This is a genomic window from Pelomicrobium sp. P1 (assembly GCF_052805615.1).
On sequence record NZ_JBRBEM010000015.1, the window covers coordinates 1 to 25429 of the forward strand.

At 66.4% G+C, this 25429-nt stretch carries 28 protein-coding genes; 16 read left to right on the forward strand and 12 right to left on the reverse strand.

The features are described 5' to 3' along the window. Positions 1–161 precede the first annotated feature (161 nt). Positions 162–1145, forward strand: a complete 984-nt coding sequence (locus ACUVYZ_RS13820) for a sigma-54-dependent transcriptional regulator (RefSeq protein ID WP_439935124.1) — start codon at positions 162–164, stop codon at positions 1143–1145. Continuing rightward, a complete protein-coding gene (locus tag ACUVYZ_RS13825) occupies positions 1129–1494 on the forward strand; it encodes a helix-turn-helix domain-containing protein (protein ID WP_439935123.1) in 366 nt (121 codons plus the stop codon). The genes ACUVYZ_RS13820 and ACUVYZ_RS13825 overlap by 17 nt, the downstream gene beginning before the upstream one ends. 884 nt (positions 1495–2378) lie before the next feature. On the opposite strand, the gene clpA is transcribed toward ACUVYZ_RS13825, so the two are convergent. Then, positions 2379–4637: an ATP-dependent Clp protease ATP-binding subunit ClpA gene (gene clpA / locus ACUVYZ_RS13830; protein WP_439935122.1), complete on the reverse strand. Its 2259-nt coding sequence runs from the start codon at positions 4635–4637 to the stop codon at positions 2379–2381. Between the two features lie 2 nt (positions 4638–4639). Beyond that, a complete protein-coding gene (clpS, locus tag ACUVYZ_RS13835) occupies positions 4640–4948 on the reverse strand; it encodes an ATP-dependent Clp protease adapter ClpS (protein WP_333840974.1) in 309 nt (102 codons plus the stop codon). A gap of 409 nt (positions 4949–5357) precedes the next feature. Here clpS and ACUVYZ_RS13840 point away from each other — a divergent pair, with 409 nt between their 5' ends. Next, on the forward strand, positions 5358–5564 hold the full coding sequence (locus tag ACUVYZ_RS13840) for a cold-shock protein (protein ID WP_439935121.1): 207 nt from the start codon (positions 5358–5360) through the stop codon (positions 5562–5564). 69 nt (positions 5565–5633) lie between these two features. On the opposite strand, the gene icd is transcribed toward ACUVYZ_RS13840, so the two are convergent. Further along, on the reverse strand, positions 5634–6905 hold the full coding sequence (gene icd, locus ACUVYZ_RS13845; protein WP_439935120.1) for an NADP-dependent isocitrate dehydrogenase: 1272 nt from the start codon (positions 6903–6905) through the stop codon (positions 5634–5636). Positions 6906–7472: 567 nt separating this feature from the next. Between icd and aceA the strand changes: the two genes are divergently transcribed. Beyond that, positions 7473–8783 (forward strand): isocitrate lyase, encoded by a 1311-nt coding sequence (gene aceA, locus ACUVYZ_RS13850; RefSeq protein ID WP_439935119.1) that lies wholly within the window; start codon positions 7473–7475, stop codon positions 8781–8783. A 43-nt stretch (positions 8784–8826) separates the two neighbouring features. Here the strand turns inward: aceA and ACUVYZ_RS13855 are convergent, their stop codons facing one another. From ACUVYZ_RS13855 to coaBC, 4 genes are read right to left on the reverse strand one after another with little or no spacing between them, the layout of a single operon-like run. Next, the gene (locus ACUVYZ_RS13855; protein ID WP_439935118.1) at positions 8827–9306 is read right to left on the reverse strand and encodes a DUF192 domain-containing protein; all 480 of its coding nucleotides are present in this window, start codon (positions 9304–9306) and stop codon (positions 8827–8829) included. Beyond that, positions 9276–9659 (reverse strand): sirohydrochlorin chelatase, encoded by a 384-nt coding sequence (locus ACUVYZ_RS13860; protein ID WP_439935117.1) that lies wholly within the window; start codon positions 9657–9659, stop codon positions 9276–9278. Before ACUVYZ_RS13860 ends, ACUVYZ_RS13855 begins: the two co-directional genes overlap by 31 nt. A 7-nt stretch (positions 9660–9666) precedes the next feature. After that, positions 9667–10113: a dUTP diphosphatase gene (gene dut / locus ACUVYZ_RS13865; RefSeq protein WP_439935116.1), complete on the reverse strand. Its 447-nt coding sequence runs from the start codon at positions 10111–10113 to the stop codon at positions 9667–9669. 51 nt (positions 10114–10164) lie between these two features. After that, complete coding sequence (gene coaBC, locus ACUVYZ_RS13870; RefSeq protein WP_439935115.1) at positions 10165–11394, reverse strand: bifunctional phosphopantothenoylcysteine decarboxylase/phosphopantothenate--cysteine ligase CoaBC; 1230 nt, start codon at positions 11392–11394, stop codon at positions 10165–10167. Positions 11395–11482: 88 nt separating this feature from the next. On the opposite strand from coaBC, the gene radC reads away from it, so the two are divergent. From radC to rpmG, 3 genes are all read left to right on the forward strand, one after another. Next, the gene (radC, locus tag ACUVYZ_RS13875) at positions 11483–12157 is read left to right on the forward strand and encodes a RadC family protein (protein WP_439935114.1); all 675 of its coding nucleotides are present in this window, start codon (positions 11483–11485) and stop codon (positions 12155–12157) included. 69 nt (positions 12158–12226) lie between these two features. Further along, the gene (gene rpmB / locus ACUVYZ_RS13880; RefSeq protein WP_439935112.1) at positions 12227–12463 is read left to right on the forward strand and encodes a 50S ribosomal protein L28; all 237 of its coding nucleotides are present in this window, start codon (positions 12227–12229) and stop codon (positions 12461–12463) included. A 16-nt stretch (positions 12464–12479) separates the two neighbouring features. Continuing rightward, the gene (gene rpmG, locus ACUVYZ_RS13885) at positions 12480–12635 is read left to right on the forward strand and encodes a 50S ribosomal protein L33 (RefSeq protein WP_333840983.1); all 156 of its coding nucleotides are present in this window, start codon (positions 12480–12482) and stop codon (positions 12633–12635) included. Between the two features lie 90 nt (positions 12636–12725). On the opposite strand, the gene ACUVYZ_RS13890 is transcribed toward rpmG, so the two are convergent. From ACUVYZ_RS13890 to purM, 4 genes are all read right to left on the reverse strand, one after another. After that, positions 12726–13889 (reverse strand): DesA family fatty acid desaturase, encoded by a 1164-nt coding sequence (locus tag ACUVYZ_RS13890; RefSeq protein ID WP_439935111.1) that lies wholly within the window; start codon positions 13887–13889, stop codon positions 12726–12728. 147 nt (positions 13890–14036) lie between these two features. Then, positions 14037–15311: an RsmB/NOP family class I SAM-dependent RNA methyltransferase gene (locus tag ACUVYZ_RS13895; protein ID WP_439935110.1), complete on the reverse strand. Its 1275-nt coding sequence runs from the start codon at positions 15309–15311 to the stop codon at positions 14037–14039. 41 nt (positions 15312–15352) lie between these two features. Next, positions 15353–15994 carry a phosphoribosylglycinamide formyltransferase gene (gene purN, locus ACUVYZ_RS13900; protein ID WP_439935109.1) on the reverse strand — a complete coding sequence of 214 codons (642 nt, stop codon included), beginning with the start codon at positions 15992–15994 and terminating at the stop codon, positions 15353–15355. After that, a complete protein-coding gene (gene purM / locus ACUVYZ_RS13905; protein ID WP_439935108.1) occupies positions 15991–17043 on the reverse strand; it encodes a phosphoribosylformylglycinamidine cyclo-ligase in 1053 nt (350 codons plus the stop codon). The genes purN and purM overlap by 4 nt, the downstream gene beginning before the upstream one ends. 186 nt (positions 17044–17229) lie before the next feature. Between purM and hda the strand changes: the two genes are divergently transcribed. The 8 genes from hda to panD all read left to right on the forward strand — a co-directional run bounded on the left by hda (position 17230) and on the right by panD (position 23269). After that, entirely contained in the window at positions 17230–17901 is a 672-nt protein-coding gene (hda, locus tag ACUVYZ_RS13910; RefSeq protein ID WP_439935107.1) for a DnaA regulatory inactivator Hda, read from the forward strand. 82 nt (positions 17902–17983) lie between these two features. Then, positions 17984–18658 (forward strand): histidinol-phosphatase, encoded by a 675-nt coding sequence (locus tag ACUVYZ_RS13915; protein WP_439935128.1) that lies wholly within the window; start codon positions 17984–17986, stop codon positions 18656–18658. Positions 18659–18661: 3 nt separating this feature from the next. Continuing rightward, on the forward strand, positions 18662–20050 hold the full coding sequence (gene pcnB, locus ACUVYZ_RS13920; protein ID WP_439935106.1) for a polynucleotide adenylyltransferase PcnB: 1389 nt from the start codon (positions 18662–18664) through the stop codon (positions 20048–20050). 16 nt (positions 20051–20066) lie between these two features. Then, on the forward strand, positions 20067–20564 hold the full coding sequence (gene folK / locus ACUVYZ_RS13925) for a 2-amino-4-hydroxy-6-hydroxymethyldihydropteridine diphosphokinase (protein WP_439935105.1): 498 nt from the start codon (positions 20067–20069) through the stop codon (positions 20562–20564). After that, complete coding sequence (locus tag ACUVYZ_RS13930) at positions 20561–21199, forward strand: deoxynucleoside kinase (protein WP_439935104.1); 639 nt, start codon at positions 20561–20563, stop codon at positions 21197–21199. Before folK ends, ACUVYZ_RS13930 begins: the two co-directional genes overlap by 4 nt. 2 nt (positions 21200–21201) lie before the next feature. Then, entirely contained in the window at positions 21202–21996 is a 795-nt protein-coding gene (panB, locus tag ACUVYZ_RS13935; RefSeq protein WP_439935103.1) for a 3-methyl-2-oxobutanoate hydroxymethyltransferase, read from the forward strand. Next, complete coding sequence (panC, locus tag ACUVYZ_RS13940) at positions 21997–22833, forward strand: pantoate--beta-alanine ligase (RefSeq protein ID WP_439935102.1); 837 nt, start codon at positions 21997–21999, stop codon at positions 22831–22833. 55 nt (positions 22834–22888) lie between these two features. Further along, complete coding sequence (gene panD / locus ACUVYZ_RS13945) at positions 22889–23269, forward strand: aspartate 1-decarboxylase (RefSeq protein ID WP_439935101.1); 381 nt, start codon at positions 22889–22891, stop codon at positions 23267–23269. An 11-nt stretch (positions 23270–23280) separates the two neighbouring features. Here the strand turns inward: panD and ACUVYZ_RS13950 are convergent, their stop codons facing one another. Beyond that, the gene (locus ACUVYZ_RS13950) at positions 23281–23910 is read right to left on the reverse strand and encodes a TIGR04282 family arsenosugar biosynthesis glycosyltransferase (protein WP_439935100.1); all 630 of its coding nucleotides are present in this window, start codon (positions 23908–23910) and stop codon (positions 23281–23283) included. A gap of 52 nt (positions 23911–23962) precedes the next feature. On the opposite strand from ACUVYZ_RS13950, the gene ACUVYZ_RS13955 reads away from it, so the two are divergent. Next, the gene (locus ACUVYZ_RS13955; protein WP_439935099.1) at positions 23963–25423 is read left to right on the forward strand and encodes a cryptochrome/photolyase family protein; all 1461 of its coding nucleotides are present in this window, start codon (positions 23963–23965) and stop codon (positions 25421–25423) included. The last annotated feature ends 6 nt before the right edge of the window (positions 25424–25429 follow it).

Sequence of the window (25429 nt, forward strand, 5' to 3'; positions counted from 1 at the left end):
GCGGATCGCCCAGCTGATCGAGCTTGCCGAAGCGATCTTCGAGATCAAAGAAACCGGATTGGAGCATCGTCGTTTCTCGCGTTTTGTTGTTGGGGCGTTAGAATGAGTGAATTATTAGAGGTTCCCTGAATTCTATTCTCATCATCGACGATCAACCCGGGATGCGCCGTACCCTGGAAATCCTGCTCCGGAAAGAAGGTTACCAGGCGGTCTCGGTGGGAAGCGGCGAGGGTGTAGTTGAGCTATTGCGAGATCTCCAGCCTGAGGTGGTCCTTGCCGATCTCAAGATGGAGCCTTTGTCCGGCATCGACGTCCTGCGGGAGGCCAAAAAACACTCGCCGAGAACGGCGGTAATCATCATGACTGCCTACGGCACGATCGAATCAGCCGTGGAAGCCATGAGATTAGGGGCTTTCGACTACATCACCAAGCCGTTCAAGAACAACGAAATCGTCCTCAAGGTAAAGAAGGCCTTGGAAAAAAGCGCTCTGTTGAGCGAGGTCCAGCGCTTGAGGCGGGAGGTCGATCCCGTCTTCGGCGCCTATCCGCTGATCGCCGAAAGCCCGGCGATGAAGGCGGTGCTGGAACAAATCCAAAAGATCGCGCTGACGCCCCTCACCGTGTTGATTACGGGCGAGACTGGCACAGGGAAGACGCAGATCGCCAAGGCGATCCATTACAACAGTCCGATGGCGAAAGGCAGGTTCGTATCCATAAACGCCGCCGCAGTTCCGGAACCTTTGCTGGAGAGCGAACTCTTCGGCCACGAAAAAGGCGCTTTTACCGGCGCCATTCACAGTCGCAAGGGTCTGTTCGAGGAGGCGCATCGAGGAACCTTGTTCCTGGATGAAATTGGCACGCTATCCGCCAATCTGCAATCCAAACTGCTGGGAGTGCTCCAGGATCGAGAGATCAGGCGGGTGGGTGCAAATCGCCATATCGCCGTCGACGTGCGCGTCATCGCCGCCACCAACACCGATCTTGAAGAGGCGGTTGCCCGAGGAGAGTTCCGCCGTGACCTGTTTTACCGGCTCAACGTCGCCAGGATCCATATGCCGCCCTTGCGCGAACGCGCGGGAAGACATCGCTCCTTTGGTACGGTATTTCCTGTCTGCTCTGTCTCAGCGAATGGGCAAGACTTATGAAATCGGCCCGGAAGCTCTGGATCTGCTTCTCAAACACGACTATCCCGGCAACATCCGTGAGCTGCAAAATGCCTTGGAATGGGCGGTGGCGGTGTCTCCCGGCCCGTTACTGCGCCCAGAAGACCTCCCGGAGCCCATACGAGTCGGCCAGCCAATCCAGCCGGTTCCCTCACGAACACAGGCGCCACGCACCCTGGACGAGCACGAGAAACAGCTCATCACCGACACCATTGCTCGCTGCCAGGGAAATCTCGGCGAAGCGGCGAAAATTCTGAACATCGGGCGCACGACGCTTTGGCGCAAAATGCGCGAGTACGGCATAGGAAAAAAATTGAATGGGCGGTCCTAAAACGGTCCAAAGTCATCGAAGTATCCACTGCGGATCCTCTACCCGCGGTTTCCGCCCCCACGGACGGGAAGATCACCTTTCGAGCAGCAAGACAGGGGCATTTCGATTAATTTTTTTCGCTTGGACATGCCTTTTCGCACTAGACGCGTCTGCTGATGCCCCATACGCGAAAATTCTTTCCCCGACGGATGGGGCAGTCCTTAGCGGAATTTCTCGTCATACCCTGACTTACGAGATTAACCCTGGGGCCAAGGGAAATCACGTCCACGTCGTGATCGATGGACGGGAAGTCGGCATCCTGCGAAAACGGACTGGTACCTATCGCCTAGAGGGCTTGGCGGCCGGCGCAAACGAAATATGCCTTAAAGTCGTGAACAAGGCCCATGCCCCTATCGGGGTCGAGCACTGCATCCGGGTCGTGGTCGAAAAATAGGAGACACATCTGGAAGACAGCCTCGCATATGCGCTGCTGCAGGTCATTCACAACTTAGGGGCAGCGGCTGCCGTGGGGGCGCCGTTTTTCTCTCTGTGGCCAGCAAAGGTAGCGGAAGCTGTCCGGGCGAAGCTCGCGCGCCTCCTCTGGGTAGCCTGGGCTGTACAACTGATAAGCGGTCTGCTGCTTGGAACGGCCAGTCTTTATTACTACGGCCGGCTGCCGGAGCTACAATTGGTCGCGGCGGCTGCACTCTCAGTAAAGATCGCTTGCGCTGTGCTGGGGCTCGCGACCGCAACGGTGCTAGTAAGCGCGATCTGGCGACGCAAACCGCCTCACAGCGATGCCGTGTGGTTCTTGCTCTTGGTTCTCGGCGCGATGGCGCTCACCGCGGCTGCCTTTCTCCGCTGGTTCTCCTGAGCCCAAGGCTCGGGAGGGCGGGGGGATATGGCTACACGACTTCCACCTGGTCGTCGGCGAAGTTGAGCCGCACTTTCTCGTTCTCGTCGATGTCCACCGTCACCTTGCCGCCGTTCGCGAGCCGCCCGAAGAGCAGCTCGTCCGCCAGCGCCCGGCGGATCGTGTCCTGGATCAGCCGGGCCATGGGACGGGCCCCCATGAGGGGGTCGAAACCGCGCTTGGCGAGGTAATCCCGCAGAGCCTCGGTAAAGGTGGCCTCTACCTTCTTCTCGTGGAGCTGTTCCTCGAGCTGCATGAGGAACTTATCCACCACCCGCAGAATGACCTCGTAGGACAGGGGCGAGAAGGAGATGATGGCGTCCAGGCGGTTGCGGAATTCCGGTGTGAACAGGCGCTTGATCTCCGCCAGCTCGTCCCCTTGAGTGGTGGACGGGGTGAAGCCGATGGACACCTTGGTGAGGGACTCCGCGCCCGCGTTGGTGGTCATGATGAGCACCACATTGCGAAAGTCCGCCTTGCGCCCATTGTTGTCGGTCAAGGTGCCGTGGTCCATCACCTGGAGCAGGATGTTGAAGATGTCCGGGTGGGCCTTCTCGATCTCGTCCAGCAGCAACACGGCGTAGGGGTGCTTGATGATGGCTTCGGTGAGCAAGCCCCCCTGGTCGAAGCCTACGTAGCCCGGCGGGGCGCCGATCAGGCGCGACACCGCGTGCCGCTCCATGTACTCGGACATGTCGAAGCGGATGAGTTCGATGCCCATGGCGTAAGCGAGCTGGCGCGCGACCTCGGTCTTCCCCACCCCGGTGGGGCCGGAGAACAGGAAGCAACCGATGGGCTTCTGCGGATTGCCCAGGCCGCTGCGGGCCATCTTGATGGCGGCCGCCAGGGCGTCGATCGCCTGGTCCTGGCCGAACACTACCGCCTTCAAGTCCCGATCCAGGGTCTTCAGCGCCTGGCGGTCGTCGCTGGAGACGTGCTTGGAGGGAATGCGGGCGATGCGGGCGATGATCTCCTCGATCTCGTGGCGCGTGATCACCTTCTTCTGCTTCGACTTGGGCAGGATGCGCTGGGCCGCGCCGGCCTCGTCGATCACGTCGATCGCCTTGTCGGGCAGATGCCGGTCGTTGATGTAGCGGGCGGAGAGCTCCGCCGCCGTCTGCAAGGCCGTGGCCGTGTACTTGACGCCGTGGTGGGCTTCGAAGCGGGACTTGAGGCCCCGCAAGATCGCCACCGTCTCTTCCACCGTGGGCTCGCTCACGTCGATCTTCTGGAAGCGGCGCGACAGCGCCCGGTCCTTCTCGAATATGCCCCGATACTCGTTGTAGGTGGTAGCGCCGATGCACTTGAGCTGGCCGGAGTTGAGCACCGGCTTCAACAGGTTGGAAGCATCCAGCGTTCCGCCCGAGGCGGCCCCCGCCCCGATTAGCGTATGGATCTCGTCGATGAAGAGAATCGCGTTGGGGTTGTCCACCAGTTGCTTGAGCACCGCCTTCAGGCGCTGCTCGAAGTCGCCCCGGTACTTGGTGCCGGCGAGCAGCGCCCCCATGTCCAGGGCGTAGACCCGGGCGTTCGACAGGATATCGGGCACCTCCCCTTCCACGATGCGCCGGGCGAGCCCTTCCGCGATGGCGGTTTTCCCGACCCCCGCCTCGCCCACCAACAACGGGTTGTTCTTGCGCCGTCGGCACAGGGTCTGCACCACCCGCTCCAGCTCCCGCTCGCGCCCGATCAGCGGATCGATCTTGCCGGCGAGGGCCTGGGCGTTCAGGTCCGTGGTGTAGGACTCCAGCGCCCCGCCCGGGGAGCCGTCGGCTTCGGCCTCGCTGTCGGTCTCGGCCTTACCGGCGTTCGCCTGGGGCACCTTGGTGATGCCGTGGGAGATGTAGTTGACCACGTCCAGCCGGGTCACCCCTTTCTGATGCAGGAAATAGACCGCGTGGGAGTCCTTTTCCCCGAAGATGGCCACCAGCACGTTGGCCCCGGTCACCTCTTTCTTGCCCGAGGACTGGACGTGGAGGATGGCGCGCTGGATCACCCGCTGGAAGCCCAGGGTGGGCTGGGTGTCCACCTCGCCGCTGCCCGGCACTCTGGGGGTGTGCTGGTTGATGAAATCGGTCAACAGTCGGCGCAGGTCTTCGATATCGCAAGCGCAGGCGCGCAAGACCTCGGCCGCCGTCGGGTTGTCCAGCAGCGCGAGCAGCAGATGCTCCACGGTGATGAACTCGTGGCGCTTCTGCCGGGCCTCGACGAAGGCCATGTGCAGACTGACTTCAAGTTCCTGCGCGATCATTCCTAGGTTTCCTCCATGACACACCGGAGCGGGTGCTGATGCTGCCTCGCGAAAGCCATCACTTGCTCCACCTTCGTAGCCGCGACGTCGCGCGGGTACACGCCGCAAACCCCACTGCCTTCCCTATGGACTTTGAGCATGATCTGCGTCGCCCGTTCGCGGCTCATGAAAAAGATGGTCTGGAGCACCGTGACCACAAAGTCCATCGGCGTATAGTCGTCGTTGAGCAACACCACCTTGAACAGGGGCGGCGGCTTGACCCGACTCTTCTGCGGCTCGAGTACGACACCTTCCCGATTTCCGGCAGCCATGGCAAATGGCATCGAGTACGGCAAAAAACACAGCACAACTCGCCCGTTAATACTTGTCGATTGCGAAGGATTTTGCAAGTCCCCGGGGACGCTTGGCGCCGCGGGGCCGACGGTCGGCCCCGGGACCCCCGATCCGGGCCCCGTGCCCGACCCTTCACGTGCCAAGGTCAAGTCCCGGGGATCTGCCCCGGCGGGTCGATCCGGGAAGCGCCCCCGGCGACGACGCCCGCCGCCACCCTCCAGAACCCGCCGGAGGCTTCAGGAAATTGACTGGGACAGGAGCTTGGCGTAAAAAAACCCGCTCGGGCACCGGATTCCGGGGTGGACGGGCAAGCGCAGCAAGCCCGCCCTGGCAGGGTCCGCAACCCGCCCGGTCAGGACTGTTTGATTGTTTATCATGGAGATGTAGATGGCAACCGGTACTGTGAAGTGGTTCAACGACGCGAAGGGCTATGGCTTCATCACCCCGGACGACGGCAGCGAGGATCTGTTTGCCCACTTTTCGGCGATCAACATGAGCGGGTTCAAAACCCTCAAGGAAGGCCAGAAGGTGAGCTTCGACATCGTCCAAGGCCCCAAGGGCAAGCAAGCCTCCAACATCGTGACGGTCTCCTGACCGGGCGGAACAGCCAGAAATAAAAAGCCCGCCCCTCGGCGGGCTTTTTTTGGGGACCTTGCCGCCGCCTCAGCCGCCGGCCGCCTGCCGGCTCCCCGCCCCGCCCATCCGCTCGATCATGGCCTTGCCGAACCCGGAGCAGGACACCTGGGTCGCTCCTTCCATGAGCCGGGCGAAGTCGTAAGTCACCAGCCGGGCCTTGATCGTCTCCTCCATGGCCCGGAGGATCAGGTCGGCCGCCTCGATCCAGCCCATGTGCCGGAGCATCATTTCCGCCGATAGGATGATGGAACCCGGGTTCACGTAGTCCTTGCCGGCGTATTTGGGCGCGGTGCCATGGGTCGCCTCGAACATGGCGACGCTGTCGCTCATGTTGGCGCCCGGCGCGATCCCGATCCCCCCCACCTGGGCCGCCAGGGCGTCGGAAATGTAGTCCCCGTTCAGGTTCATGGTGGCGATCACGTCGTATTCCTCGGGACGCAGCAAAATCTGCTGCAGGAAAGCGTCCGCGATCACGTCCTTGACCACGATCCCCTGAGGCAGCTTGACCCAGGGCCCCCCGTCCACCTCCGTGGCCCCGAACTCCCGCTTCGCCAGGGCATAGCCCCAATCCCGGAAGGCTCCCTCGGTGAACTTCATGATGTTGCCCTTATGCACCAGGGTCACCGAGCGGCGCTTGTTGGTGATGGCGTACTGGATGGCCTTGCGCACCAGGCGCTCGGTACCTTCCCGGGACACGGGCTTGACGCCGATGCCGGAGGTGGCGGGGAAGCGGATCTTCCTGACCCCCATCTCCTCCTGGAGGAAGCGGATCACCTTGCGCGCCCCCTCGGATTCCGCCGGCCACTCGATCCCGGCGTAGATGTCCTCCGAGTTCTCCCGGAAGATCACCATGTCGGTCTTCTCCGGGTGCTTGAGGGGGCTCGGCACCCCCCGGAAGTAGCGCACCGGCCGCAGGCATACGTACAGGTCCAGCTCCTGGCGCAGGGCCACGTTGATCGACCGGATGCCTCCGCCCACCGGCGTGGTGAGGGGCCCCTTGATGGACACCACGTATTCCCGCACCGCCTCCAGGGTCTCGTCCGGGAGCCACACGTCCTTGCCGTAAACGCGGGTGGACTTTTCCCCCGCGTAGATTTCCATCCACACGATCTTGCGCTTGCCGCCATAGGCCTTGCGGACGGCGGCGTCCACCACCTCGCGCATGACCGGCGTGATGTCGACGCCGATCCCGTCGCCCTCGATGAAGGGGATCACCGGCTGATCGGGAACTTCCAGGGCCCCGCGGGGCAGGACGCGGATTTTCTGTCCCTCGGACGGGATCTTGATGTGCTTGTACATGCGAGCTCCTTGGGAGAGTAGGAAGTGATGAGTCTTATATCTTATATAATACCTGAAAGAGGCGGCGACCGGCGGACACCCTTATGCCTGGACTTTCCCCTACCTTAGGAGATTTCGTGGGGGCCGCCAAACCCCCGCTCGAGCCCGCGGGCGGCGAGCGGCCGTGAAACGGCGGAAGCTGATTTCGAATCATGGAAAATCGAGGGTCGTAACAACGGTAGGTAACTGAATTTACTGCGAAGAGGTTGTCCTTGTTTTTTTGTTGCATAGCATCATTGACCCTGATTAGACTGGAAGAGCTTCACGTGCTTCCCGACGTCCACCCGCAGAGGGAGGCAAAGACCGGAATCGGCACCACCTCCGCCGATTCCCTGAGGTCCGCCAGATCCGACCTCTGGCTGCCCCCGTGAAAGGGGCGTTTCCGGGCATCCGGGGCGTCCCGGCCAAGATCCGGTTGCGAGCGGTATTCCGTCCACCCGACGCGGGCCCCTCGCCTCCGGCCGGCCGACGAGACGCGGGGAGTTTCCCTGCGAACCCACCTAATTTCTGATGCAGAGGAGAGATTAGATGAGTCGTGAACAGGAGATCGCCCAGCTTAAAAACGACTGGGCGAAAAACCCCAGATGGAAGGGGATCCAGCGGCCCTACACCGCGGAGGACGTGGTGCGTCTGCGGGGCACGGTGCGCATCGAATACACCCTCGCTCGGCTGGGGGCGGAAAAGCTCTGGAAATACCTGAACACCGAGCCCTACGTAAACGCCCTCGGCGCCCTCACCGGCAACCAGGCCATGCAGCAGGCCAAGGCGGGCTTGAAGGCGATCTACCTGTCCGGCTGGCAGGTGGCGGCGGACGCGAACGACAGCCTGGAGATGTACCCGGACCAGTCCCTGTACGCGGTCACCAGCGTTCCCAACGTGGTGCGCCGGATCAACAACACCTTCGTCCGCTGCGACCAGCTCCACCACGCGGAGGGCAAGGATGAGATCGACTGGTTCGTGCCCATCGTCGCCGACGCGGAAGCGGGTTTCGGCGGGGTGTTGAACGCCCACGAGCTCATGAAGGACATGATCGAAGCGGGGGCGGCCGGGGTGCATTTCGAGGACCAGCTCGCCTCCGCCAAGAAGTGCGGCCACCTGGGCGGCAAGGTGCTGGTCCCCACCCAGGAGGCGGTCCAGAAGCTCATCGCGGCGCGCCTCGCGGCCGACATCCTGGGGGTGCCGACCGTCCTTCTCGCCCGCACCGACGCGGAGGCGGCTACGCTGCTCACCTCGGACGTGGACGAGCGGGACAAGCCCTTCGTCACCGGAGAGCGCACGGCCGAAGGCTTCTACCGAGTGCGCAACGGGCTGGAAGCCTCCATCGCCCGGGGCCTCGCCTATGCCCCCTACGCCGACCTCATCTGGTGTGAAACCGGCAAGCCCGACCTCCAGTTCGCCCGGGCCTTCGCCGAGGCGATCCACCGCCAGTATCCGGACAAGATGTTGGCGTACAACTGCTCCCCCTCCTTCAACTGGAAGAAGAACCTGGACGACGCCACCATCGCCAAGTTCCAGCGGGAGCTGGGCGCCATGGGCTACAAGTTCCAGTTCATCACCCTGGCGGGCTTCCATGCCCTCAACTACAGCATGTGGGAGCTGGCCCATGGCTACGCCCGGGAAGGCATGACCGCCTACGTGCGGCTGCAGGAGGCGGAGTTCGCGGCGGAGAAGCTGGGCTACACCGCCACCAAGCACCAGCGGGAAGTGGGCACCGGCTACTTCGACGAGATCACCCAGGTGATCCAGGGGGGCGCCTCGTCCCTCACGGCCCTCACCGGCTCCACCGAGGAAGAGCAGTTCCAGGACCCGAACCGGCCCAAGCTGAAAGCGGCGAGCTGATCAGGCGTTGAGCGCCACAGCCGCACCCTCGGGTGCGGCTTTTTTATTTCCGCTCTCGCACCCGGCGCGCAGCGGCCTCCAGGCCCTCCACCCGGTCCCCCGGGCCGATTCCCCGGGCGGCGAACCAGCCCCGGTTCACTTCCAGGGCGTAGGCGGCCGGAGCCGTGGAGGAATGAAGGCGCTCGCTCAAAGGTTCCATGTCGGCGATGTTGATGATGATCCCCTGGGGATCGATGAAAGCGACCGAGAGGGGGATGATCGTATTGGCCATCCACATGCCCTGGATGGCAGGGGTTTCGAAAACGAACAACATGCCTTCCCCCGCGGGCAGCCCCGTCCGGTGCATGAGCCCGCGGGTCCGCTCGGCGAGCGTGACCGCTAGCTCCGCCCGCACCGCATGCCCGCGAATCGAAAGGGTCACCCACTCGGCGGCTGCCGTCGTCCCTGCCCATAGCAGAAGCCAGACCGCGGCGAGGCTCGCCCCCGGGCGGGTCATGGCCTTCGATATTGCGCGCACACCCATTCGGCAATCGCCCCTTGAAGCTCCTCCGCCTCGCCGAGGGCGGGCGTCACCCGCAGGCAGACCTGGGGATGGCGCCGGGAGAGGGCCTCCACCAGCGCCGGCAGGTCCCGCTTGAGATGGCCGCCCGGGGCAAGGAACAGGGGCGCCAGGGTAATGCGGGCGATCCCTTCCTCAGCGAGGCGCGCTACCGCTGCCTCCAGGCTGGGCTCCATGAGCTCGAGAAAGGCGAGCTCGACCCGCACGCCGGGAAGGCGCTGCGCCACCCCCAGTCGCACCGCCTCCAAGGGCGCGCGCCACTCCGGGTCCCGGGCGCCGTGGGCGAAGAGGATGACCGCGGAACTCACCGCCGCCACTTTCCGCTCAGTGCCGGCCCGTGCTGCCGAAGCCGCCCGCGCCGCGAAGGCTTTCGACGAAAGCGTCCACCAGGTTGAATTTGACCTGCACCACCGGTACCACCACGAGCTGGGCGATCCGCTCCAGAGGGTTCAGGAGAAAGGGTTGGCTCCCCCGGTTCCAGCAGGAGACGAAGATCTGGCCCTGGTAGTCGGAGTCGATCAGGCCCACCAGATTGCCCAGCACGAGCCCGTGCGTGTGCCCTAGGCCGGAGCGGGGAAGCACCAGGGCGGCGTAGCCCGGGTCCTTGAGGTGCACCGCGAGCCCCGAGGGTACGAGCTGGGCCTCCCCCGGCTCGATGGTCATCGCCCGGTCGATGCAGGCGCGCAGGTCCAGCCCCGCCGATCCAGGGGTGGCATACTCGGGCGGCAACGCCTTCAGGCGCGCATCCAGGATCTTCACGTCGACGATCACAGGGAGCCTCGGAGAAAAAGGTTTGCTGGATCTGGAAGGGACATGCTCTTACTAGCGGGCCGCGCGGGCGCCCGCTCCCGAACGCCGGCGGCGCCATTCGGGCCAAAGGACGGCGATGCGGCCCACGAGGGCCCGCGCCACCTGGAGCTTGGATCCTCGGGATAGCGGGTGGCGGCCTTCGTCGTCGAACAACACCACCTGGTTCTCCTCCGCCCCGACGGCCTCCTGGACCAGGTTCGCTGCAAGCAGCGGCACACCCTTGGCCCGGCGCTTGGCCTCGGCATGTTCTTCCAACCGTTCGCTCTCGGCGGCAAAAGCTACGCAGAAGGGAGGCTCGGGCAGGCTCGTCACGTAACCCAGGATGTCCGGATTGGGGACGAGCTCCAGCGTCAGGCCGCCGCCTGATCGCTTGATCTTGTGCTCCCTCGCCCGCGCCGGTCGGAAATCCGCCACCGCCGCCACGGAAACGAATAGATCGGCGTCCGCCACCCGCGCCTTGACCGCCTCCAGCATCTCTTCCGCGCTCACCACGTTGTGGCGCGTGACCCCATAAGGGGTGGAAAGGCTCACGGGGCCGGCGATGAGGGTCACCTGCGCCCCCGCTTCCCGCAGCGCCCGGGCGATGGCAAAGCCCATTTTTCCCGAACTCAAGTTGGTGACGCCCCGCACCGGGTCGATGGCCTCGAAGGTGGGGCCCGCCGTCACCAGGGCTCGTAGGCCCGCCAGCGCCTTGGACTGGAAGACCGCCAGCGTCGCCTCCAGCAGCTCGTCGGGCTCCAGCATGCGGCCCGGCCCCACTTCGCCGCAGGCCTGATCCCCGCTCCCGGGTCCCAGGATTTCCACCCCATCGGCGGCGAGCTGGGCCATGTTGCGCCGGGTCGCCGGGTTGTCCCACATCTGCCGGTTCATGGCCGGGGCCACCAACAGCGGGCACTCCCGGGCGAGGCACAGGGCGGAGAGCAGGTCGTCGGCGAAGCCATGGGCGAGCTTGGCCAGGAAATCGGCGCTCGCTGGCGCCACCAGGATCGCCCGGGCAGCCCGGGAGAGTTCGATATGGGCCATGTGGTTTTCGACCCGGGGATCCCACAGGTCGGTATAGACCCGGCGGCCGGAGAGGGCTTGGAAGGTCGCGGGGGCGACGAAGCGGGTTGCCGCTTCCGTCATCACCACCTGGACACTCACCCCTTCCTGCACCAGGAGACGGGTGAGCTCCGCCGCCTTGTAGACGGCGATGCCACCGGTCAGTCCGAGGACCAGATGTCTGGTCTGGAAATCATCCATGACGCGAGGGAAAAACTGGCAGGAAATCGATGGTGGAAGTGTAAACTATGGCCCCGTTTCGGGAAATCGCCGAAGGAGAAGCGCAAAGATGGCCATCCCCGACTGGCCCGAGGCGGAGCGCCCTCGGGAACGGCTCCTCGCCGCCGGGCCTCAGGCCCTCTCCGAAGCCGAGTTGCTGGCCATTTTCCTCCGTACCGGGGTCAAGGGCATGAGCGCGGTCGACTTGGCCCGACGGCTGCTCGCACACTTTGGGAGCCTCTCCGCCCTGTTCGCCGCAAGCCTCAAGGACTTCTGCGCCATCCCCGGGCTCGGGCCGGTCAAGTACGTTCAATTGCAGGCCGTGCTGGAGATGGCCCGGCGCGCCCTCAGGGAAGAGCTCAAGCGCGATGGCGCCCTCACCTCCCCCGCGTCCGTGCGGGAATACTTGCGGCTGTGGCTGCAGGGCAGGGAGCGGGAAATCTTTCTCGCCTTGTTTCTCGATGCCCAGCACCGGGTGATCGAAACCGAAGAGCTCTTCGCCGGCACCCTGACCCAGACCAGCGTCTATCCCCGGGAAGTGGTCAAGCGGGCCCTTGCCTTGAACGCCGCCGCCGTGATCTTCGCCCATAACCACCCTTCGGGTGTGGCCGAGCCCAGCCAGGCCGACGTGAGCCTGACCCGGGCGCTGAAGCAATCCCTCGCCCTGGTGGACGTCCAGGTCCTGGACCACTTCGTGGTGGCCGCCGGCGGCTGCGTGTCCTTCGCCGAACGGGGCCTGCTCTAAGAGCTTGAAATAGGCGTGCAAACGAGGCTACAATGCGCGCCTTTCGATCATCCCGTCAGGTAGCCTGCCATGGCACGAGTCTGCGAAGTCACCGGTAAGCGCCCCATGGTGGGGAACAACGTGTCCCACGCCAACAACAAGACCAAGCGCCGTTTTCTGCCCAACCTGCAGTACCGCCGCTTTTGGGTGGAAAGCGAACGGCGCTGGGTGAAGCTGCGGATCTCCAACGCGGGGCTGCGCCTGATCGACAAGAAGGGCATCGATGCGGTGCTCGCCGATCTGCGGGCCCGCGGCGAGAAGGTCTGAGGAAGGAGCCGCCGCCATGCGCGAAAAAATCAAGCTCGAGTCCACCGCCGGGACCGGATACTTCTACACCACCACCAAGAACAAGCGCACCACGCCCGACAAGCTGGAGCTGAAGAAGTACGATCCGGTGGCGCGCAAGCACGTGATCTTCAAGGAAACCAAGCTCAAGTAACGCCCGGGCCGGGAAGGCTCGCGCCAGCGCAAAGGGCCCGCCGATGGCGGGCCCTTTCGTTTTCCTACCGCCAAGCCTGGGCGGCCCGGTTCAGGCGTAGCAACGAAGCCGCCGGGAGAACTCCTGAAGCTGGGCGATGCCGCTCTGCTCCGCCCGCTGACACCAGTCCTGGAGCTGCTTGACCAGTTGTTCCCGGCTTAGAGTGGAGCGCTGCCACAAGGCGGTCAGCTCCTGGCGCATGGAATAAAGGGTTTCCAGCGCTCGGCTGTGTCGCAGCACCAAGGAGAGTTTCTCCCGCTCCTGGGCCTCCAGCTCGTCCTGATCGCGCAGCAGCCAGCGCTTCACAGCGGCGGGATCGACGCGCACGCCGTGCCGGGGCAGTCGCTCCTTGAGCCAGGCCATCTCTTCCTTCCATGCCCGCTTGACGGCTTTGGCGTAGCCTGCCAGCACTTCGTAGCGGTGGGTGATGATCGCCTGCAGCGTCTCCGCGTCGGGAGCCGTCTTGGCCGGATCGAGCTTGAGCTTCGGCGCCACCCGCTTCACCTGGGCGAGCCCGAGGGCGGCGAGGAGGCGGATGTAGAGCCAGCCGATGTCGAACTCGTACCAGCGGGCGGAAAGCTTCGCCGAGGAGGCGTAGGCGTGGTGGTTGTTGTGCAGCTCCTCGCCCCCGATCAGGATGCCCCAGGGAAAGATGTTGGCGCTCGCGTCCTCGGTCTGGTAGTTGCGGTAGCCCCAGTAGTGGCCCAGACCGTTGATCACGCCAGCGGCGAGCACCGGAATCCACAGCATCTGGATGGCCCAGATGGTGATGCCGATGGGGCCGAACAGGGCCACGTCGATCGCCAGCATGAGGACGACGCCCCAGGTGCTGAACCGGGTGTAGACGTTGCGCTCCACCCAGTCGTCGGGCGTGCCGTAGCCGTAACGCTCTAGCGTCTGCGCGTTCTTGGCTTCTTGGCGGTAGAGCTCGGTGCCCTCCAGCAGCACCTTGCGGATGCCCACGATCTGGGGGCTGTGGGGATCTTCCTCGGTTTCGCACCGCGCATGGTGCTTGCGATGAATGGCAGTCCACTCCCGGGTCACCATACCGGTGGTGAGCCACAGCCAGAAGCGGAAGAAGTGGCTGACGAGGGGATGCAGGTCCAGCGCCCGATGGGCCTGGTGCCGGTGCAGGTAAATGGTGACGGCGGCGATGGTGACGTGGGTGACGGCGAGGGTATAGACCACGTACCCCCACCAGGGAAGATCCATCATAAAACTGAAGTCCTTGTTTTGTTTAAGAAAGGGAAAACTGCAGGCGAACTGCTGGAACGAGTCTACAGGATTCCCGGGGGGAGTCAAGGGAACATTCCAAGAGCATCTGCCGCCGCCCGTGTTTCCGCGCGGCCCCGCCTGGGTCGCTCAGCGGGCGCGCTCCAGCACGGCGGCGAAGAATCCATCGGTGCCGTGCACGTGGGGCAGCAGGCGCAGCCGGGAGCCCGTGTCGATGAAAATGTCATGACGCGCCAGCACCTCGGACGCAGGCACCGGGGAGAAAGCGGGCGCGCGCTCGAGGAACGCATCCACGACGGCTTCGTTCTCCTCCTCCAGCAGGCTGCAGGTGGCGTAGACCAGGCGCCCGCCCGGCTTCACCAGCCGGGCGGCGGCGTCCAGGAGGGAAGCCTGGACGCGGGCGAGGGCGGCGACGGTGCCAGGGGACTGGCGCCACTTGAGGTCCGGGTTGCGCCGCAGGGTCCCGCTGCCGCTGCAGGGGGCGTCCACCAGCACCCGGTCGATCTTGCCGGCGAGGCGCTTCACCCGGGCGTCGTTTTCCGAGTCGATCCGCTGGGGATAGACGTTGGAGAGGCCGGAGCGCTTGAGGCGAGATTTGAGCTGGGCGAGACGCCGGTCGGCCACGTCGAAGGCGTAGACGCGGCCTTGGGAGCCCATGAGCGCCCCCAGGTGGAGAGTCTTGCCCCCCGCGCCGGCGCAGAAGTCCACCACCATCTCCCCCCGGCGCGGCGCCACCAGGTAGGCGAGCAACTGGCTCCCCTCGTCCTGCACTTCCACCGCACCCGTGAGAAACAGGCGACTGCGCTGGATGGACGGCTTGCCCCGCACGCGGATGCCCACGGGCGAATAGGGGGTCGGCGCCGCCTGTATCCCCTCCTCAGCCAGCGCTTCAAGCACGGCGTCCCGATCCGAGCGCAGGGTGTTCACCCGCAGGTCCAGGGGGGCCGGATGCTGAAGGCTGCGGCCGATGGCAAGGGCTACCGCTTCCCCGTAGGCCGCCGCGAGGCGCGCCCAGAGCCAGTCGGGAAGCTCCGCCTGAATGGGAAGCGGCAGGTTCTCGTAGCGCAGGCCCTTGAGTCCGGCGAGCCACCCCCGTTCCTCCTCCGACAGGGGCTCCAGTTCCCGCAGCTTGAATCCGCCGAAGCGGAACGCGGCGGCCAGGATGCGGCTGCGCGGGCTCGCCACCCCCGCCGCCTCCAGGAACCGGGCGTGGCGCAGCACCGCGTAGACCGCCTCGGCGACGAAGGCCCGGTCCCGGGCCCCCAGGTGGGGATGCTCGCGGAAGTAGCGGCTCAGCACCGCGTCCGCCGGATGCTCCATAGCGAGCACCCGCTCCAGGACCTCCCCCGCCTGGGCGATCACGCCGGGGCGCGCGACGTGCCTGTCCAGGGGGGGCCGTCCCATGGCGCCTGGCGCCTGCGGACGCCCCCGTACGGGGTAAGCCCTCACCCCTCCACCTCCGGCGAGCGCAAGGCCTCCCCCGGCGACCGCGCCCCGTCGATCTCCACCCGGCCTTCGCCGGTCAAGCGCAGCCGCCCCTGCACGATCCAGCGGATCGCCTGGGGATAGATGCGATGCTCCTCCGCCAGGACCCGGGCCGCCAGCCGCGCCTCGTCGTCCTCCGGCAGCACCGGCACCGCCGCCTGGATGATGATGGGGCCGTGGTCCAGGGACTCGGTGACGAAATGCACCGTGCATCCGTGGATGCGCACCCCCGCTTCCAGGGCGCGGCGATGGGTGTGAAGTCCCGGGAACGCGGGCAGCAGGGACGGGTGGATGTTCACCAGGCGCCCCCGGTAGCGCTCCACGAACCCGGCGGTGAGCACCCGCATGAAGCCCGCCAGCACGACCAGCTCCGCCCCGTGGCGATCGATGGCTTGTGCGAGAGCCTGGTCGAAACTCCCCCGGTCGGGGTGGTCGCGATGGGGAACGACCTCGGTGGCGATGCCGTGGGCGCGGGCGATCTCCAGGCCGCGGGCACCGGGCTCGTTGCTGATCACGGCGGCGACGGTCGCAGGCAGGCGCGCGCGCAGGATCGCTTCCATGTTGCTGCCCCGGCCGGAAATGAGGATGGCGAGCCGTGTCATGGGCGATGGATCTGCACCTGGGGTTCGGCGCCGCGGCGCTCCCGGACCTCGCCGATCAACCACACCGTCTCGCCGGCTTCACGGAGCAGTCCCGCGGCGGCCTCCGCGTCCTCGGCGGCCACGATCACCACCAGCCCGATGCCGCAGTTGAACACCCGGTAGAACTCCTGGTCGGCAAGGCCGCCCAGCTCCTTGAGCCAGGCGAAAAGGCGCGGCACGGGCCAGCGCCCAGCCTCCAGTGTCGCCACCACCTGCTCCGGCAGCACCCGGGGAATGTTCTCCAGCAGCCCCCCGCCGGTGATATGGGCGAGGCCTTTGACCGGGAGCGCATTGAGGAGCGCCAGCACCGGCTTCACGTAAATGCGTGTGGGGGCGAGAAGCACCTCGCCCAAGGGGCGCCCGTCGAAGTCGGTGGAAAGATCGAGCCGATTCAGCTCCACGATGCGCCGGATCAAGGAATAGCCGTTGCTGTGGGCGCCGCTAGAGGCAAGCCCCAGCACCACGTCGCCGGGCCGGATGCGGCTCCCGTCGATCAGGCGGCTGCGCTCCACGATGCCCACGGCGAATCCGGCCAGGTCGTACTCCCCGGGCGGATACATGCCCGGCATCTCCGCCGTCTCGCCCCCGATCAAGGCGCAGCCGGCCTGCTCGCACCCGGCCGCGATCCCGGCGATGACTTGCGCCGCCACACCCACGTCCAGCTTTCCGCAGGCGAAGTAGTCCAGGAAGAACAGGGGCTCCGCCCCTTGGACCAGGATATCGTTCACGCTCATCGCCACCAGGTCGATGCCCACCGTGTCGTGGCGGTTCAACTGGAAGGCGAGCTTGAGCTTGGTGCCCACGCCGTCGGTGCCCGACACCAGGACCGGTTCCCGATAGCCGGAAGGCAGGGAAAAGAGAGCGCCGAAGCCGCCGATGCCCGCCAGCACTTCGGGACGGAGGGTACGGCGGGCCAGGGGCTTGATGGCTTCCACCAGGCGATCTCCGGCGTCGATGTCGACGCCGGCATCGCGGTAGGTGAGGGACGAAGGGGGGGAAGGCTGGCTCATGGATTTCCTTGCGGAAGCCTCCGGCGCGCCGGGCGCTCCTCGCACCCGACGGGCGACGGGAAGAACTCGGGAACGCGTGGCAGCTTGCGGGTTAAAATAAATGCAAATTTTAATGGAAACCCGCTCCCATCGCTGTACGCCCGCCCGGGCGGCGTTGCGCGGGCGCGAGACGCCGTCTCGCCCCGGATGAATCAGCTCGTCCTGGCGCTGCAAACGGCGCCCCTTCCCAGCTTCGACAACTTCGTCCTCGGGAGAAACCGGGAAGCGGTGGCCGCCCTCAAGGCCCTTCTTGCCGATCCGGTCGGAGAGCCGATCGTCTACCTGTGGGGCGCCCCGGGATGCGGCCGCACCCACCTTCTCGGCGCCCTGGTGGAGGAGGCGAAACGGGCGGGCCTGCCTGCCGCGTTGGCGGCGGGTCAAGGCGCGGCGTGCCTGCCCGAGGCGGCCCTCCTCGCCCTGGACGACGTGGAGCGGCTCGACCCGGTCGGCGCCCAGGTCCTCTTTAATGTCCTGAACCGGGCCCGGGAGGGGGCCATCCGGGTGGCGGCGAGCGGTCCCTGCCCGCCGGCGCGGCTCAGCTTGCGGGAAGACGTGGCGACCCGGCTCGGGAGCGGGCTGGTCTTTGAAGTCCATCCCCTGTCGGACGGGGAAAAGATCGAGGCCCTCAAGGCCCGCGCCCGGGAGCGGGGCTTCACCTTGCCCCAAGAGGCGGCCCGGTACCTGCTCACCCGAAGCCCGCGGGACTTGGCGAGCCTGTTCGCCACCCTCGACCGGCTGGATCTGCGCTCCATCGAGCGCCACCGCCCCGTGACCGTGCGGCTGCTCAAGGAAGTGCTGGGGGAGACGGGGGACCCGTGACCGGGGGCGGCCGAGGAGAGGCGCGGGGGATTTCTCGGTTATACTTTGTCGTTTTTTCGGTCTGCTCCCCAGCTTCATGACCCTGCGGCTCGCTCTCTTCGACCTGGACAATACGCTGCTTGCCGGCGACAGCGATTTCGAGTGGGCCCAGTTCCTGATCGAGCAACGGGTGCTGGACCGGGAGGTCTACGAGGCGCGCAATCGGGAATTTTTCGAGCAGTACAAGGCGGGGACCCTGGACATCGAGGCCTTTCTCGCTTTTCAATTGAAACCCTTGTCGCGGCATTCGCGCCTCGAGCTCGATCGCTGGCACGAGGAATACATGCGCACCAGGATCCGCCCCATGATCACGCCGGCCGCCCGGGCGCTGGTGGAAGGCCATCGCCGCCGGGGACACGAGCTGGTCATCATCACCGCCACCAACCGCTTCGTCACCGGGCCGATCGCCCGGGAGTTCGGGGTGGAGCACCTGATCGCCACCGAACCGGAGGAGGTGGACGGGGCCTTCACCGGCCGGGCGGTGGGGGTGCCCTGCTTTCGCGAAGGCAAGGTCGCGCGGCTGGAGGAATGGCTCGCCTCCCGCAAGCTCGGCTGGGACCGGATCGAGGAGAGCTGGTTCTACAGCGATTCCCATAACGACCTGCCCCTGCTCGAACGGGTGACCCATCCGGTGGCGGTGAACCCGGATGCGCGCCTGCGGCGCCACGCCGAGGCGCGTGGCTGGCCGATCCTTCCCCTGCATGGAACGGCCCACTGACGGATGATCCGCAAGCTCCTGCGCCGCGTTTTCGGGCGCGCACGGTCTGCGCCCCTCGAGCCGCTGCGCATCCCCGTCGAGCGGCACGGGATCACCGCGGATCAGATCAGCCCCTGCGCCCGCCGCACAGTCTCTACCCTGCAGCAGGCTGGCCACCGCGCCTTCATCGTGGGGGGCGCGGTGCGGGATCTGCTCCTGAAGCGCACCCCCAAGGACTTCGACGTGGCCACCGACGCCACGCCGGAAGAAGTGCGGCGGCTCTTTCGCCGCTCCCGTATCATCGGCCGCCGTTTCCGCTTGGTGCATGTGCTGTGCGGCGCGGAGACGGTGGAAGTGTCCACCTTCCGCGGTGGCCCCCCGGATGAGACGGCTGCCGAGGAACTGCCCACCGACGAGCACGGGCGGCTGCTGCACGACAACATCTTCGGCAGCCAGGTGGAGGACGCCACGCGCCGGGATTTCACCGCCAACGCCCTGTTCTACGATCCCGTCTCCCAAGAGATCTGGGACTACCACGACGGCTACGCCGATCTCCGGAAGGGGGTGCTGCGCATCATCGGCGATCCGGAAAAGCGCTACCGGGAGGACCCGGTGCGAATGCTGCGGGCGGTGCGTCTGGCGGCCAAGCTGGACCTGAAGCTGGATCCGAAGACCGAGGCGCCGATCCCGCGCCTTGCCCCCTTGATCCAGAACGTGCCGGCGGCCCGGGTGTTCGACGAGATGCTGAAGCTCCTGCTCTCCGGCCACTCGCGCCAGTGCGTGCTCCAGTTGCGGGCCCGGGGGCTGCACCACGGGCTGCTGCCCCTCCTGGATGTGATCCTGGAGCAGCCCCTGGGGGAGCGCTTCGTGATGCTGGCGCTGGAGAACACCGACCGGCGCGTCGCCGCCGACAAGCCGGTGAATCCCGCTTTCCTGTTCGCCGCCCTCCTGTGGCATGAAGTGCTCGCCACGTGGAACGCTTTCCAGGAGCGGGGCGAGAAACCCGTGCCCGCCCTGTTCAAGGCCATGGACGAAGTGCTGGCGGTGCAAGAAGAGCGCCTCGCCATCCCCCGCCGATATGAAGCCATGATGAAGGAAATCTGGGCCCTCCAGCCCCGGTTCCTGCAGCGCTCGGGGCAACGCCCGTTCCGGCTCCTGGAGCATCCCCGGTTCCGGGCGGGCTTCGACTTTCTGCTGCTGCGCTGTGAAAGCGGTGAGCTGCCGAAAGAGCTGGGCGAGTGGTGGGACACCTTCCAGCGGGCCGCTCCCCACGAGCGCCAGGCCATGCTGAAGCCCGGGGAGGGGCCGCGCCGCCGGCGCCGGCGGCGCGGCAAGCCCGCGGCGGCCGCCGGGACGGCCGAAGGCCCGTCTGTCCAACACGGGGCGCCCGTCAAGGCCGACGCGTCCCCTTGAAGCGCGAGGGAAAGCCGTGGCCCGCGCATTCGTCGCCCTGGGAAGCAACCTGCTGCGGCCGGACCGGCAGGTGATGGCCGCCATCCGCGAGCTTTCGGAGCTGCCCGGCCTCGCCGTCCTGCGGCGCTCTTCCCTCTACCGCACCGCGCCGGTGGGCTACGCGGACCAGCCCGAGTTCATCAACGCCGTGGCCGAGGTGGAGACGTCCCTGAAGCCCCGGGAGCTGATGGCGGCGCTCCTCTCCATCGAACGTCTGCACGGCCGCCAGCGCAGCTTCCCCAACGCCCCCCGCACCCTGGACCTGGACCTCCTCCTCTACGAAGACCTCTGCCTCTCGGAGCCGGGCCTCACCGTGCCCCACCCGAGGCTCCCCGAGCGGGCCTTCGTGCTGGTGCCCCTGGCGGAGATCGCGCCAGAGCTGGAAATTCCCGGCCATGGGCGGGTCCGGGAGCTGGCCCAGCGCCTCTCCCATGAGGGCATTGAGCGGCTGGCGCCCGCCGGGGTCTCCCAGTGAACCTGGACGCCCTGCGTTATCTAGTGGTGGAAGGGCCCATCGGTGCGGGCAAGACCACCCTCGCCCGGGCCCTCGCCGAGCGCCTGGGCTGCGCCCTGCTGCTGGAGGACCCGGAGGAAAATCCATTCCTTCCCCGCTTCTACCAGGACAGCGAACGCTATGCGCTTCCGACCCAGCTCTGCTTCCTGTTCCAGCGGGTGCAGCGGCTCCAGCGCCTGTCCCAATACGACTTGTTCCAGCGCCTCACGGTCGCCGACTTCCTCCTGGAGAAGGACCCCCTGTTCGCGCGCCTTACCCTGGACGACGACGAGTACCGGCTGTACCTGGAGCTTTACCACCGCCTCGCCCCCGGCAAGCCCGTGCCGGACCTGGTGATCTATCTTCAGGCCTCGCCCGAGCGGCTGATGGAGCGGGTGCGCCGCCGGGGCAAGGATTACGAGCGCGCCGTCTCCGAGGACTACCTGGCCCGGCTCGCAGAGGCCTACACCCGGTTTTTCCACCACTATGAAGCCGCGCCGCTCCTCGTCGTGAACAGCGATCACTTCAACTTTGTTGATGAGCGCGCCGATTTTGATTTACTGTTGCAGTGCATTGGCGCCATGCGGGGCGTCCGGGAGTTCTTCAATCGAGGCTGATCATGCGCGTTACTCTCACAACTCTGCAGAAGATGGCCCGGGACGGGGATCCCATCACCATGCTCACCTGTTATGACGCGAGCTTTGCCGCTCTGCTGGACAATGCCGGGGTGGACACACTGTTGGTGGGGGACTCCCTGGGCAACGTGATCAAGGGGGAGGAGACAACCCTCACCGTGACCCTGACAGAGATGGCCTACCACACACGTTGCGTGGCGCGGGGCGCGAAACGAGCCCTGGTGATCGCCGACATGCCCTTTGGCACCTTCCAGGTGAGCCCGGAGAAGACTTTCGAGAACGCCGTGCCCCTCATGGCCGCGGGCGCCCACATGGTGAAACTGGAGGGCGGTCGGGAGATGGCGGAAACAGTGGCTTTCCTCACTCGGCGCGGCGTACCGGTGTGTGGCCACATCGGGCTCACCCCTCAATCGGTGCACCAGCTGGGAGGCTTCAAGGTGCAGGGGCGCGACGAAGCCCAAGCCGCCCGACTTATCGACGACGCCAAGGCCCTGGAGCAGGCGGGCGCCGGGCTCCTCGTCCTGGAGGCCATGCCAGCAACCCTGGCCCAGCAGGTGACCGCTTCCATCGGAACTCCCACCATCGGCATCGGCGCCGGTCCCCATTGCAGCGGTCAGGTGCTGGTGCTCTACGACATGCTGGACCTCTATCCCGGACGCCGGCCCAGGTTCGTGCGCAATTTCATGGCAGGAACAGGCAACGTCCAGGCGGCGGTGGGGGCCTTCGTGCAAGCGGTCAAAAACCACAGCTTCCCGGGGCCCGAAGAAAGCTTCGAGTAAATGGAGCTCGTGTCCCGCATCGCCGCCCTGCGGGAGCGGCTAACCGGCCACCGGCAGATCGCCTTTATTCCCACCATGGGGAACCTGCACGAGGGGCACCTGGCGCTGGTGCGCCTCGCCGGGAGCCACGGTCGACCCGTGGTGGTCTCCATCTTCGTGAATCCCCTCCAGTTCGGCCCGCGGGAAGATTTCGCCACTTATCCCCGTACCCTAGAGGAGGATTGCGAAAAGCTGCGGGAGCTTGACGTGGATGTCGTGTTCGCCCCGGACATGGAAGAAATGTATCCCGTCCCCCAAACGTTCGTAGTAGAGCTGCCCCGGCTGGGTCAAATCCTAGAAGGGGAGTTCCGACCCGGTTTCTTCCGGGGGGTAGCTACCGTGGTGCTCAAGCTCTTCAACATTGTGCAGCCCCGCTGGGCGGTCTTCGGCAAGAAGGACTACCAGCAGCTCCTGGTGGTGCGGGAGATGGTGCGCCAGTTCAACCTGCCCATCGAAATCGTCGCGGGGGAGACAGTGCGGGCCCCGGACGGGTTGGCCTTGTCGAGCCGCAACGGCTATCTCTCCTCCGCCGAACGGGCCGAAGCCCCCCGCCTTTACGCCACCTTGCGCGAGATCGCCCGGGCCATCGAAGGGGGAGCGCGGGACTTCCGCGTCCTGGAACGGGAAGCCCGGGACCGCCTTGACAAGGCGGGGTGGCAGGTGGATTATGTTGCGCTGCACCAAAGAGCTTCTCTGGAGCCTGCCCGGCAGGGAGATCGGGAGCTGGTGGCCCTCGCCGCCGCCCGGCTGGGCGGCACGCGGCTGATCGACAATCTGGAAATCACGGTTCCGGCCTGAGGGCCTTATACTTCGCGTTTTTTATCAAAAAAAAGCCAAAGGGGAGTGCCCGTCCATGCAGCGCACGATGCTTCAGGCGAAATTGCACCGGGTCACGGTGACCCACTCGGAGCTGGATTACGAGGGTTCCTGTGCCATCGATGAGGCCCTGCTCGATGCCACCGGCATACGGGAATACCAGCAGATCGACGTCTACAACATCGCCAACGGCGAGCGCTTCACCACCTACGCGATCCGCGCCGAGCGCGGGAGCGGCACCATCTCGGTGAACGGGGCCGCCGCCCACAAGGCCAAACCCGGCGATCTCCTCATCATCGCCGCCTACGCCGCCTATTCGGAGCCGGAGCTGGCCCGCTATCACCCCCGGCTCGTCTACGTGGACGGCCGCAACCGCATCACCCACACCAGGGACAGCATCCCGGTCCAGGCGGCCTGAGGACATCCCTCTCAAGCGCTGCGCCGGGCCCCGCGCAGTGCCTGCAGCCGGGCCAGATCCTCGGGCCGGTCCAGGTCCCAGCGCTCCGGCAGGCAGGCGACGCGCCAGTTCAGGCGCTCGAGCCGCTCCATGGTCTCGCGGAACACGCGGGCGCTGCCCCACGGGATCCCGGAGAAAAGCTCGGGGTTAAGGCGCCGCAGGCCGATCAACACGTAGCCGCCGTCTTCGGCCGGCGCGAGGACCGCGTCGGCACCCCGGCCAAGGGCCCCAGCGGCGGTCCGCAGGTCCTCGACGGTGAGGGGCGGGCAATCGGTCCCCACTAGCAGCGCCATGGGCGCCCGGTCCAAGGCCCTCTTCAGGGCCTCACCCATCCGCTCTCCCAGGTCCGCGCCTTCTTGGCCCATCAGAGCCACCCCGTAGCGGGCGGCGCAGCAGGCGAAGAAGGGATGCGCCGCGCTGGGGTACCCCGCTAGGGTGACGGGGCCCAGGCCGCTTTCCACCGCTTTCGCCAGGGTCTCCCGGGTCAGCCGGCGATGGAGCGCGGCGGCCCGTAGGGCCCCCAGGACCGGGATCAGCCGGGTCTTGACCTGCCCCGGCACCGGCGCCCGGGCGAACACGATGAGCTCGCAAACTTCCATCATTCCGTAATGGTACAGTTCGTCCTACCTCCCGTTTGATCGGCGTTCCCGGCCAGTGAGCACCGCCATCGTCTGGTTCCGCCAGGATCTGCGCCTGGCCGACAACCCGGCCCTCGCCCGGGCCCTGGCCCGCTGTCGGCACGTCGTGCCCGTGTATATTCACGCCCCGGAAGAATCCGGCCCATGGGCGCCGGGGGCAGCCTCCCGCTGGTGGCTGCACCACGCCCTCGCCGCCCTGGACGTTGCCTTGCGAACGCGGGGCTCCCGCTTGATCCTGCGCCGCGGTCCAAGCTTGGAAGCCCTGGAGCGGCTCGCGAGGGAGACGGGAGCCACCCACGTGTTCTGGAACCGGCTCTACGAGCCCGCCCACCGGGCGCGGGACCGGCGCGTCGAAGCGCGGCTTCGCGCCGCTGGGGTGCAGGTGGAATGCGCCAACGCCGCCCTCCTCTTCGAGCCGGGGTCCCTCCTCAAAGACGACGGCAGCCCCTACCAGGTGTTCACCCCTTTCTGGCGGGCCTGCCTGCGCCGGGGCTGGCCCGCCGATCCGATTCCCGCCCCACAGGCTCTGCCGCCCGTCCCCCCAGCGCTTTCTTCCCTCGAGCTCGAAGAGCTCGCCCTGTTGCCGAAAATTCCCTGGGACGGGGGCCTTCGCGCCGCTTGGTGCCCCGGCGAAGCGGGGGCCCAGGCCCGGCTCGAGACTTTCCTGGACAGCGCCCTCCCCCGCTACGCCGAGGCGCGGGACCGGCCGGACCTGGCAAGCACCTCCCGGCTCTCCCCCCATCTCCACTTCGGCGAGATCGGCCCGCGCCAGGTCGCCGCGGCGGTGAGGCGGCGCCTGGCCCTTGACCGGGTAGCGGCGCTACACGCCCACGGAGAAAGCTTCCTGCGGCAGCTCGTCTGGCGGGAATTCGCCCACCATCTGCTCATCCATTTCCCCCATACCCCAGAAGAACCTCTGGATCGGCGTTTCGCCCGTTTCCCCTGGGCCGAGCGCTACCGGGACGCCCTCGCCGCCTGGCAGCGGGGACGCACCGGGGTCCCCCTGGTGGACGCCGGCATGCGGGAGCTCTGGGCGACGGGCTGGATGCACAACCGGGTACGGATGATCGTCGCCTCCTTCCTCACCAAGAACCTGCTGGTTCCCTGGCAGGAAGGCGCGCGCTGGTTCTGGGACACCCTGGTGGACGCGGATCTCGCCAACAACACCTTGGGCTGGCAATGGGCCGCCGGCTGCGGAGCGGACGCAGCGCCCTATTTCCGCGTCTTCAATCCGGTGCTCCAGGGCCGCAAGTTCGATCCCCGGGGCGCCTACCTGCGCGGCCACTTGCCGGAGCTCGCGGGGCTTCCCGACGAGCACCTCCACGCCCCTTGGGCGACACCGCCCGCGGTCCTGGAAGCCGCCGGCGTTCGCCTGGGGGAGACTTACCCCCGCCCCCTCGTGGACCTGAAAGCGAGCCGGGAACAGGCCCTGGCCCGCTTCCAGCGCATCAAAAACCGCCTCATGCCACCCCCATAAAGGATG